The sequence below is a fragment of the Flavobacterium sp. FlaQc-49 genome (assembly GCF_044005985.1).
In the GTDB taxonomy this organism is placed as follows: domain Bacteria; phylum Bacteroidota; class Bacteroidia; order Flavobacteriales; family Flavobacteriaceae; genus Flavobacterium; species Flavobacterium cupriresistens.
This window is the reverse complement of sequence record NZ_JBIPCS010000003.1, coordinates 340,484-352,108: the sequence shown is the minus strand read 5'-3', so window position 1 is coordinate 352,108 and position 11,625 is coordinate 340,484. Positions and strand designations below refer to the sequence as shown.

Annotated in this window: 10 protein-coding genes; 8 read left to right on the top strand and 2 right to left on the bottom strand. The window is 34.9% G+C overall.

The annotated features are described in order from the left end of the window. The first annotated feature begins 165 nt into the window (after positions 1-165). Complete coding sequence (locus ACHRV3_RS07930) at positions 166-1,152, top strand: sensor histidine kinase (RefSeq protein ID WP_395442779.1); 987 nt, start codon at positions 166-168, stop codon at positions 1,150-1,152. Between the two features lie 28 nt (positions 1,153-1,180). Continuing rightward, on the top strand, positions 1,181-1,885 hold the full coding sequence (locus ACHRV3_RS07925; protein WP_395433879.1) for a LytR/AlgR family response regulator transcription factor: 705 nt from the start codon (positions 1,181-1,183) through the stop codon (positions 1,883-1,885). An 85-nt stretch (positions 1,886-1,970) separates the two neighbouring features. On the opposite strand, the gene rsmG is transcribed toward ACHRV3_RS07925, so the two are convergent. Then, positions 1,971-2,600, bottom strand: coding sequence for a 16S rRNA (guanine(527)-N(7))-methyltransferase RsmG (gene rsmG, locus ACHRV3_RS07920; protein ID WP_047778333.1), 630 nt, complete (start codon positions 2,598-2,600; stop codon positions 1,971-1,973). Between the two features lie 107 nt (positions 2,601-2,707). On the opposite strand from rsmG, the gene ACHRV3_RS07915 reads away from it, so the two are divergent. The 4 genes from ACHRV3_RS07915 (at position 2,708) to ACHRV3_RS07900 (ending at position 6,500) form a co-directional block, all read left to right on the top strand. Continuing rightward, positions 2,708-3,805 (top strand): acyl-CoA desaturase, encoded by a 1,098-nt coding sequence (locus tag ACHRV3_RS07915; RefSeq protein WP_047778332.1) that lies wholly within the window; start codon positions 2,708-2,710, stop codon positions 3,803-3,805. 73 nt (positions 3,806-3,878) lie between these two features. After that, entirely contained in the window at positions 3,879-5,069 is a 1,191-nt protein-coding gene (locus ACHRV3_RS07910) for a pyridoxal phosphate-dependent aminotransferase (protein WP_047778331.1), read from the top strand. A gap of 229 nt (positions 5,070-5,298) precedes the next feature. Continuing rightward, positions 5,299-5,748 carry a nuclear transport factor 2 family protein gene (locus ACHRV3_RS07905; protein WP_395433878.1) on the top strand — a complete coding sequence of 150 codons (450 nt, stop codon included), beginning with the start codon at positions 5,299-5,301 and terminating at the stop codon, positions 5,746-5,748. A 158-nt stretch (positions 5,749-5,906) separates the two neighbouring features. Next, positions 5,907-6,500: a hypothetical protein gene (locus ACHRV3_RS07900; protein WP_230004575.1), complete on the top strand. Its 594-nt coding sequence runs from the start codon at positions 5,907-5,909 to the stop codon at positions 6,498-6,500. Positions 6,501-6,627: 127 nt separating this feature from the next. On the opposite strand, the gene ACHRV3_RS07895 is transcribed toward ACHRV3_RS07900, so the two are convergent. Beyond that, on the bottom strand, positions 6,628-7,686 hold the full coding sequence (locus tag ACHRV3_RS07895) for a serine hydrolase domain-containing protein (RefSeq protein WP_395433877.1): 1,059 nt from the start codon (positions 7,684-7,686) through the stop codon (positions 6,628-6,630). A 308-nt stretch (positions 7,687-7,994) separates the two neighbouring features. Between ACHRV3_RS07895 and ACHRV3_RS07890 the strand changes: the two genes are divergently transcribed. Both ACHRV3_RS07890 and purT read left to right on the top strand, forming a co-directional pair. Next, on the top strand, positions 7,995-9,863 hold the full coding sequence (locus ACHRV3_RS07890; RefSeq protein ID WP_395433876.1) for a U32 family peptidase: 1,869 nt from the start codon (positions 7,995-7,997) through the stop codon (positions 9,861-9,863). A 585-nt stretch (positions 9,864-10,448) separates the two neighbouring features. Beyond that, on the top strand, positions 10,449-11,624 hold the full coding sequence (gene purT / locus ACHRV3_RS07885) for a formate-dependent phosphoribosylglycinamide formyltransferase (protein ID WP_395434067.1): 1,176 nt from the start codon (positions 10,449-10,451) through the stop codon (positions 11,622-11,624). Position 11,625 lies beyond the last annotated feature (1 nt).

Below are 11,625 nucleotides of genomic sequence, written 5' to 3'. Positions count from 1 at the left end.
ATGCTGAAAGTTAATTTTCAGCACCTAAAGGCTATTATTTGTCTTAAGAAATCAAGCCCTCCTCTATATTTTAGTATCTTGCCGCAATTAAAACCACCTATGCTTTTTTTGAAGAACCTCGATATAAAAAGAATTCTCCTTCATTGTGTTTATTGGATTTCTTTTTTGCTTTTATACATTAATTCAAAGTCCAACGACACTACTTATTACGATTTTACTTTCGTTTACAGTTGGAAAATTTTAGCACAGGTAATTGTTGCCTATGGCTTAATTTATTGGATTATTCCTCAAACACTTAACAAAAAGAAGTACTTCGTTTTTCTGTTTTGCGCAGTAGGCTGGCTCTATCTTATTTTTGCTCTTTTGATGATTTTAAAATATTATTATTTAGAGCCTAAATTCCCGGGTTTCTTTGATGATTGGCTCGGACATAAAATGTCAGTTCCGGAAAGATTAACTTCTTTTACACTAATTTTCAGAGAATTCTCTTTTATTACCTATCCCATTATAATTCTGGGTTTTATAAGTTTTAATCGAAAACAACAACGCCTGTTAAAACTGGAAGAAGAGAAAAAATCAATGGAACTGAAGGTTTTAAAAAACCAATTGAATCCTCATTTTCTTTTTAATACGTTAAATAATTTATACACTTTAACTTTAAAAAAAGACGATAAAGCGCCTGAGGTCATTGCAAAATTATCTGAGATTCTGGATTTTGTTTTATACCGTTGCAACGAAGATTTTGTTTCGATTGAAAAAGAAATTACACTAATCGAAAATTATATCGCACTGGAAAAACTCCGCTACAACGAAAACAGGTTACAGATTTCGTTTACAAAAGACATTCCCGAAAACTATAAAATTTCGCCGTTAATACTATTGACATTTATAGAAAATGCCTTTAAACACGGTGTGATCAATGAAATTGAAAAAGCAGTAATTCACCTGAGTTTAGAGAGCAAAAAGAACCAAATTATTTTTTGCATTGAAAACACGAAACCTCAAAATGAGTTCACATCCGTTTCAAACAAATCTCAAATTGGCTTAGTGAATGTCCGAAAGCAATTGGACTTGTTATACCCTAAAAAACACCAACTGGAAATCGAAGAAACGAAAACTAATTTTAAAGTAAAACTTTGTCTTTATCTTTAGATTTTAAAACCATTTATTCTTTAATTGAATGAAATATAAATGTATCATCGTTGACGACGAACCATTAGCCAGAGAATTAATAACTTCTCATTTGGTCAATTTCGAAAGTTTTGAATTAATAGCTTCTTTCGAAAATGCACTGAAAGCGTATTCTTTTTTAGAAACCAATACCATCGATTTAATTTTTCTGGATATTGAAATGCCTTTACTGAAAGGAAATGATTTTTTGAAGAAATTAAAAAATCCTCCGAAAGTAATTTTTACTACAGCTTACAGAGAATACGCCATAGAAGGTTATGAACTTAATGTGATTGATTATTTGTTAAAGCCAATTACTTTTGATCGCTTCTTTGTTTCGATAGAAAAATTCAAACAGCTACAACTTCCAAAAAAGGAAACAAAACCAACAACAGATAACCACCTTTTTGTAGCAAGCGGAAGTAAAAACATCAAGATTGTATTGGATGAAATTTTGTATGTCGAAAGCCTTAAAGATTACATTACCATTCATCTTGAAAACGGAAAATCACATCACATTAAACAGAATATTTCGGTTTTTGAAAAACTGCTGGGTCCAAATTTTGTACGGATTCATCGTTCTTATATTATTCAAACACAAAAACTAACCGCCTATTCTAAAAATGAAGTAGAACTAAACGGCACAGAAATCCCAATTGGAAACAGCTACAAAGAAAGCTGGCTACATCATCTGGACGTAAACATTCTAAAATAAAAAATCCGGATCGAAACCCGGACTCTTGAAACTTTCAAACCTGAAACCTGAAACTTGAAACTTGAAACTTTTAAAACAAAAAGCCCTAAGCCTTAAACTTCAGCGGTAAATGCACTACTTTTTTAGTTTCGAAAAATTCATCTTCAAAAATTGTAGACAAATCATATAAAGTAGCCCCCGGAAAATCTTTCAATTCTTCGGTCAAATCTCCTCCTTTTAGGTAAAGGATTCCATTTTTCAAGGCATGTTTGTGTTGTTTTTTAATTTTATTTTTGATCCACGAAACAAAATCCGGCATATTGGTTACGGCACGACTCACAATAAAATCGAAATCCCCTTTTGCATTTTCAGCACGTAATTGTTCTGCTTTTACATTTTTTAATTCTAAGGCATCTACAACTCCCTGAACTACTTTTATTTTTTTTGCGATAACGTCAATTAAATAAAAACGGGTTTCGGGAAAAAGAATCGCCAGAGGAATTCCGGGGAATCCACCTCCGGTTCCAACATCCAGAACGGTTGTTCCGGGTTCAAACTTCATGATTTTTGCTATTCCAAGCGAATGCAAAACGTGTTTTGTATATAAGGCATCAATATCTTTGCGCGAAATAACATTGATTTTTTCATTCCAATCGTGGTATAAAAAATCTAATTTTTGAAATTGTTCGATTTGAATGTCGGTCAAATCAGGAAAATATTTCAGAATCTCATCCATTGCTCTAATTTTTTAACAAAAGTAATACTTTACGATTGAAATATTTAACTCAATTTTGTAAATTGAAAATTTATAATAATTACCTTTGGAGCCTATTTAAATTAATTATGAATAACACTGCACCTACTTTTGCAAGGCAAGACAATCTGAAGTTTTTCAGAACCCTTAACTCTCGGGTTAACAATTACTTCAAGGACAACAATATCCAAAAAACCGGAAACTGGAAGCTGCACTTAAAAGCGGTTATTCTCTTTGCTGTATTCCTGACGCCGTATTTTTTAATCCTTACGCTAAATATGCCGTTTTGGGTTATGTTACTTCTATCTATCGTGATCGGTATTGGAATGGCAGGTATTGGAATGAATGTGATGCACGACGGAAATCACGGTTCGTACTCCAATAAAACCTGGATTAATAAATTTATGGGTGGAACTATTTATGTTTTGGCAGGAAACGTTTACAACTGGCAGGTACAACATAATGTTTTACACCATACATATACGAACATTCCGGGACATGATGAAGATTTAGATGCAGGAAGAATTATCCGTTTTACCAAAGATGCGAAATGGCATAGTTTTCATCGTTTTCAACATTATTATTCTGTTTTCTTATACGGTTTATTGACTTTCAATTGGGCAATCACAACCGATTTCAAACAAATGAAACGTTACCTTAAAAGAAAATTATCTTACGGCGAACTTAAAAACCCTAAAATACTTTGGACTACTTTAATTATTACTAAAGTTATTTATGTTTCCATTTGGATCGTTTTACCGATCGTAATTGGAATTACCTGGTGGAAAGTTTTAATTGGTTTCTTCGTAATGCATTATACGGCCGGATTAATTTTGAGTGTTGTTTTTCAATTAGCGCATGTTGTAGAAGAAACTACAAACCCTTCTCCAAACGAGTTAGGAGAAATGGACAATACCTGGGCCATTCACCAATTGTTTACGACAACTAATTTTGCCCCTAAAAATGCCATCGTAAACTGGTATACCGGTGGATTAAATCACCAAATCGAACACCATATTTTTCCAAATATCAGTCACATTCACTATGGTAAAATTGCAAAAATCGTAAAAGAGACTGCCAAAGAATGCAACTTACCTTATTACGAGTACAAAACAATGACAAGTGCAGTTATTGCTCACTTCAAACATTTGCGTGATCTTGGAATGAAACCTGAATTATCGGTATAAAACTAAAAAAATCTATTAATAATTAACCTTCCTTAACCAGCTTAGAAAATTAAGGATACTCAAAATTTTTATAATGAATCATATTCTTTCGGACAGAATCAACAACTTAGCTACTTCACAAACATTAGCAATGGCTGCTTTAGCCCGCGAATTAAAAGCACAAGGAAAAGATATCATCAGTTTAAGTTTAGGAGAACCTGACTTTAATACTCCTGATTTTATTAAAGAAGCCGCTAAAAAAGCAATAGACGAAAACTACAGTACTTATTCTCCGGTTGACGGATACCAGGAATTAAAAGAAGCTGTTTGCAGAAAATTCAAAAGAGACAATGGTTTAGAATACAAACCTTCTCAAATTGTAGTTTCTACAGGAGCAAAACAATCTTTATACAACATTGCTCAAGTAATGTTAAACGAAGGTGACGAGGTTATTTTACCTGCTCCTTACTGGGTGAGTTATTTCGAGATTGTAAAGCTTTCTGGTGGAGTTCCTGTTGAAGTTCCAACGTCTGTAGATACTGATTTCAAAATTACACCTGAGCAATTAGAAGCTGCCATCACGCCAAAAACAAAAATGATGTGGTTCAGTTCTCCTTGTAACCCAAGTGGATCTGTTTACAGCAGAGAAGAGTTAACTGCTTTGGCAAAAGTTTTAGAAAAACACCCTAATATATATGTTGTTGCTGATGAGATTTATGAGCACATCAATTTCTCAGGAACTTTCTGCAGTATCGGTTCAATCCCGGGAATGTTAGAAAGAACAATTACGGTAAATGGAGTTGCAAAAGCATTCGCAATGACAGGATGGAGAATCGGTTACATCGGAGCTCCGGAATTCATCGCAAAAGCATGTACCAAAATCCAAGGACAAGTAACCAGTGGAGCAAACAGTATTGCGCAACGTGCTACAATTACTGCAGTAGATGCTGATCCTAGTGTATTAAACGAAATGGTTCAGGCTTTCCACGGTCGTAGAGATTTAGTGGTTGGATTATTAAAAGAAATTCCAGGTGTAAAAATCAACGTTCCGGAAGGTGCATTTTACGTTTTCCCTGATGTTTCTTCTTTCTTCGGAAAAACTTTAAGAGGAACTGAAATTAAAGATGCAAACGATTTATCAATGTATCTTTTATCAGAAGCAAACGTAGCAACTGTAACAGGTGATGCATTCGGAAATCCAAATTGTATTCGTTTTTCTTATGCAACAAGCAACGATATTTTAAAAGAAGCCTTACGCAGAATCAAAGAAGCTTTAGCTGCTTAATCACGATTCTAATTCTATACAATGAAGCCTCAGGAAATTTTCCTGAGGCTTTTTTTTTGTTAACATTTCATTTGAAATTTCAATAAGAGTATATCACTATATTTGAAACACGGCGTTGAAACATTCATTAATTCCTGCCCGATTATTTTATTGCTCCGTGACAATGGCAACAATAGCAACTTAAACTTTATTAAACTAAATACAAACCACTTAACCAACTCAACTAACTATGAAACACACCCTTATTTGTTCTGTTTTATTTTTGATAAGCCATTATATTTCCGGACAGACCAAACAAGACAGCCTGGCAATAAAAAGAGCTGCTCTTGATTACATCGAATCGCAACAGGTACCAAATCCCAAACAAATGGAACAGGCACTACACCCGAGAATGGTCAAACGAACCTTTTGGAAAGATAAAGCGACCGGCAAAGATTACGTTCGTGAAACCACGACAGAATCTATGGTCCTGCTTGCAGAAAGCTACAACAAAAACGGGGATAAGTTTCCTGCTACACCCAAAAAGGAGGTCAGACTGCTTGATGTTTCAGGACGAACTGCTTCTGTAAAATTAATTGCCGATGAATGGATTGATTATATGCATCTCGTTAAAATCAACGGGGTATGGAAGATCATCAATGTACTTTGGGAATTTAATGACATCAGCAGACAACAATAAAGAACTAACCTCATCAAAATTCAAATTATATAAATTGAAGCCTCAGGAATTTTTCTGAGGCTTTTTTTATTCATCTCAAACAAAAAAAGAAAACATGTTATTTTTTAGGATGATAAATCTTATTTTCGCCAATATATTACAACTATAAAATCAAACAAATGACCAAAAATTTTCGTGCTCTTTTTTACATTAGCACCTTACTACTCCTTTCTTTCAACCAAACCAAAGCTCAAAAAACAGGTAATTTTATTAAAGCATCCATAGGTTTTGCATCCAGCAGTTCTCTGTACATAGAAAATTATGGCCAGCAAGATGAAGTAGACGTCATGGGTTCTGGTTTTTATACAGAAGGAGAATATGTTTTTGGAATAACTTCATGGTTTAGCGTAAGACCTTATGCAGGAATTATTTTAACTTCTCCTGATAAAAATCCGGAACTACAAAATCAGCCTCAATACAAAGTAAACACCAGAGCTTTTTTAGTGGGAGGAAAAATTCGTCTATGTGCACCTATTCCCTGGGTAGCTCCTTTTATTGAAACCGGTATTGGTGCTTCTATTGGTTCATTTGAAACTTTTACACCTTCACACAATTTCAATAAAAGCGATGTCCTAATGCACATCCCTATTAACCTTGGATTAGCAGTAGGCCCTAAAAACAATATAGAGATTGCTGTTTCTTTTTACGTACATCCGGCAGCCAAACAATCTACCGGAGTCTTTGCCGCAGGTTTTTCTTTTCCAATAGATTAATAAAAAATATACTAAAATTAAAAGCAAAAAAGTCTCACGCAGATTTTAGCGGAATGAAATAAAAAAAATCCGCGGAATCTGCGTGAAAAAATCGCTTAACTTAATGACATTGACCTAAAGCGAGAGGCTAATCCAACAACAAAGCCACTATCTCTCTTGTAAGTGCAGTTGGAGAATTGCAATCACAATTACTCAAACCAATTACATAAATTTTACTAGCCGGCTCATAAACGCCCATCGATTTAAAACCAAAAATACTGCCTCCATGTTCATATACAAGCTTCCCTTTTACCGCATCAATATGCCATCCATATCCGTAGTCCGTTTTGGTACCGTTATTTAGTTGATAATTCGTGAATACTTTCGCAGTAGTAGCCGGACTAAGCAACGTATGGGCTGCAATTGCATTTTGCCATTTCAACAGATCCTCAACATTTGACATTATCGATCCCGAAGCATAAGGTATAGAAAAACTGATATAAGGTGCATTTACATAACCCTCTCTATCACGATAACCGGAAGCCCTGTTTTTTATTACCTTCTCATGACTTGCATAATAAGTATTGTTCATGTCTATTTTCTTAAAAATATTCTGATCAATAAACTCCCCAAAAGTTTTACCTGACACCATCTCAATAATATACCCCAAAAGAACATAACCCGAATTACAATACTTATACTGTTCACCCGGTTTAAAGTCTACTGGTTCATTCTTAAAAAAATCAACTAGTTCCTTAGGCGATAAATCGCTTTTGGCAATATCTTTAATTGCTTTCATACTTGTAAAATCCTTAATTCCTGCAGTATGGGTCAACAAATGATGAATCATAATACTATTTCCGTTGGTTGGATAATCCGGAATAAACTTGGTGATTTCATCATCCAATTTCAGTTTTCCTTGCTCAACTAACATCAAAATGGAGACCGCTGTAAATTGTTTGGTCATGGAACCAATTTCAAAAACAAAGTCCGGCTGCATTGCAACATTCAATTCTAAATTAGCCTTTCCAAAAGCTTTCTTGTATATAATCTTTCCCTCTTTAGCAGCTAAGAATGCGCCTCCGGGACCTTCGGGTTTGAATTTTTCATTTAATAACTTATCTATTTTGGCTTCTAAAGTCTGAGCAAAAATAACAGGCTGAAAAATGAAACAGGAAACAATACAAATTTTAAAAATTAATCTCATTTGATACTCTAATTAAGGGTTACTATTTGTTTTGACGACATTGGGAATCATTAGGTTACAAAAAGCAATATCTATCTAAAATCATATTAATCATTTAATTGGCAAAGAGAAATCAGTATAAGAATATCATGTAAATAGCTTTGAGAATAAAACATATACAAAGAAACACAGTAACTTCTTAAACATCATCATTCCATATTAGCCACTCATTTCAAAAAAAATCACCGCAGCACTAGCAAACTCAAATTATTTATTAGAACTTTGCACACTTTTTTCCGGGAAAACCACAAAAGCCTAAAGTACTAAAAATGAAGAAGAAGATTGAAATATTAGCCCCTGCTAAAGATTTAATTGGAGGAATTGCTGCCATCAATAGTGGCGCCGATGCAGTTTATATTGGCGCACCATTATATGGAGCACGCTCTAATGCCACAAACTCTATTGAAGATGTTGCAGCATTAGTAAAGTATGCACACTTATTTAACGCTCAGGTTTTTGTCGTTATCAATACCATTTTATATGATAACGAACTAGAAACGTGTCGTTTAATGATTTGGGAATTATACAATATTGGAGTTGATGCCTTGATCATTCAAGATATGGCGATTATGGAAATGGACTTACCTCCTATCGTACTTCACGCCAGTACACAAGCCAATAATCGTGATGCCGATAAAATAAAATTCTTAAAAGATGCCGGAATAAAACGTGTCGTTTTAGCACGTGAATTGAACCTGCACCAAATTAAAGAAATCTACGATAAAGCAGATGTTGAATTAGAATTTTTCGTTACCGGCGCCTTATGTGTTTCCTTCAGCGGAAATTGTTATATGAGTGTGGCCAACGGAGAACGTAGTGCCAACCGTGGTTCTTGTGCTCAAAACTGTCGCTTACCATACAACTTAATCGACGGAAACGGAGAAACTTTAATCAAAAACAGCCACTTACTTTCTATAAAAGATTTTGATGTTTCAAATGAAATTCCAAATCTGGTTGAAGCAGGAATTGTTTCTTTTAAAATCGAAGGCCGTCTTAAAGATATTGTTTACGTAAAAAATAACGTTTCGTATTTACGCCAAAAATTAGATGCTTACTTAGAAGGAAGTGATAAATATACCAAAGCTTCTTCGGGAAAATGTACTTACAGTTTTGATTCTGCTTTGGATAAAAGTTTTAATCGTGGTTACACCGACTATTTTGTAAACGAAAGACACAGTTCAATTGGCTCATGGGAAAGTCCAAAATCAAAAGGACAATACATTGGTAAATTGGTTAAAACAATAGGAAACGCTTACCAAATTGAGAATGGTGAATTATTGAATAATGGTGATGGACTCTGTTTTATCAATGAAAGCAATGAAGCAGAGGGAATCTATGTCAACAAAGTTGAAAATGGCTTGGCCTATCCTAACGTTTTAAAAGAAATTAAAGACGGTACTTTTATTTATAGAAATAATGATGCCGCTTTCATTAAAATTGTAGAAAGAGAAGACAGTGCCGTACGTAAAATCAGCACCACTTTATTATTGACCGAAAACGAAAATGGCTTTGAATTAATTGCCACTGACGAAGATGGAAATGTAAGTATTGTGACTTTAGTTCACCCGAAAGAGCAAACTAAAAACAACGAATCAATCGCAGAAAACTTTAAAATCAATCTGGCAAAAACAGGTTTTACTCCTTACACTGCAGATGAAATTAATGTACTATTTTCTCAAAATTGGTTCCTTCCTATTTCAAAAATCAACGAAATGAGAAGAACCGTTTACGAGCAATTATCCGAAATTCGTTTGGCCAATTACAAACGCGAAGAACATCAGTTGGTAAAAACGTCACACCCTTATCCTGAAACTAAATTGGACTTTATGTACAATGTTTCAAATAAAATAGCGCGTAAATTTTACGAACGCCATGGTGTAACTGAAATTGAAAAAGCATTCGAATTACAATGGGATCCAGGAAAATCCCGTGTAATGACCACCAAATATTGTATCAAATACGAATTAAAAAAATGTCCGATACACCAAAAAGACATTGTAGGTGTCAAAGTAAAAGAACCATTGGTATTAAAGCAAGGCGAACTGGAATACAAACTAAAGTTCAATTGTAAACCTTGTGAAATGGAAATTTGGGAAAAAGACGCTGAATTTGAAATTGAAGAAGATCATTTTCATTAAGAGCGTTATTTAACCGCTAGGTACGCAAAGGTTTACGCAAGGTTCGCAAGGGTTTATTTTAAATCTTTGCGAACCTTTTTTTTGTCGCAATAAGGGTTTAACCGAAAAGGACGCAAAGTTTAATTATAGCATTGCGACTTCTTTTTTAATTCTATATCTATTTTTTTACACGCAGATTTAGCAGATTGCGCAGATTTTTTTTGCAAGAGGCAAAGATCAGCCTAATCTGCTAAATCTGCGTGCAAAAGAAAAAATTTGCTACTCCACGAACTAAAATCACGCCCCCCTTACTCTCCTTACGATCATTTTATAGCTTTTAATAAAGATAAAACTCTTCTATTAAGTTAACTTTTTTTATCAAATCCAAAGTAAAGGCAAGATACGCTAGGACTTGTTTTAAATCTTTACGGGCTTTTTTATTTTAGGTTCAACCTCAAGGAGTACAAAGCTTTTTTCAATCTTTGCGAACCTTGCGTAAACCTTCGCGTACCTAGCGGTTAAAAAAAACAAACAAAACATCTCCAATGACCAATATTATAGAATGCTTTTTTTTACATTTACTACCCTTATAAGATTCCAAAAATCATAAAAAATTCCCCCATGAAAATACTACTTCTAGGTTCAGGCGAATTAGGAAAAGAATTCACCATTGCCGCACAAAGAATCGGTCAGACCATAATTGCTGTTGACAGTTACGAAAACGCTCCTGCAATGCAAGTTGCTCATGGTTTTGAAGTAATCAATATGCTCGATGGCGAAGCACTTGACCGCATAGTAGCCAAACACCAACCTGACTTTATTGTCCCTGAGATAGAAGCCATTCGTACCGAACGTTTTTACGATTACGAAAAACAAGGCATCACCGTTGTTCCTTCAGCAAAAGCAGCGAATTTTACCATGAATCGAAAAGCTATTCGCGATTTAGCCGCAAAAGAATTAGGCTTAAAAACAGCCAAATACCAATACGCAACTTCGGCAGAAGAATTACAAAAAGCCGTTCAGGAAGTTGGAATTCCATGCGTAGTAAAACCTTTGATGTCGTCTTCAGGAAAAGGACAATCGACCATTAAAAATCAGGAAGATATTCTTAAAGCTTGGGAATATGCCGTTGCAGGTTCCCGAGGTGATGTTATCGAAGTGATCGTGGAAGCTTTTGTAGATTTCAATTCTGAAATTACACTTTTGACAATTACTCAAAATAACAATCCAACACTTTTTTGTGCTCCGATTGGCCACCGACAAGAACGTGGCGATTATCAGGAAAGCTGGCAGCCAGCAAAAGTCTCCGATAAAGACTTGTACGAAGCACAGGATATGGCCGAAAAGATAACCGAAGCCCTTGGTGGTGCCGGACTTTTTGGTGTTGAATTTTTTCTGACCAATGACGGCGTTTATTTCTCCGAACTTTCCCCACGTCCGCACGACACCGGAATGGTAACTTTGGCCGGAACTCAAAATTTTAATGAATTCGAATTGCATTTACGAGCCATTTTAAGCCTCCCAATTTTTGAAATTACTTTAGAAAAAGCCGGAGCAAGCGCTGTAATTTTGGCTTCTGAAGATTCAGCAAATCCAACTTTTACCGGAATCGAAAAAGTAGCTGCTTTACCCAAAACCGATTTCAGACTTTTTGGAAAACCAACCTCAAGACCGTACCGCAGAATGGGTATTGTTTTAAGTCATGATACTTTAGTCACTCCAATCGAAGAAATAACAGAACGCGCAAAAGCAACTTCAAAACTAATAATTGTAAACTCTTAAA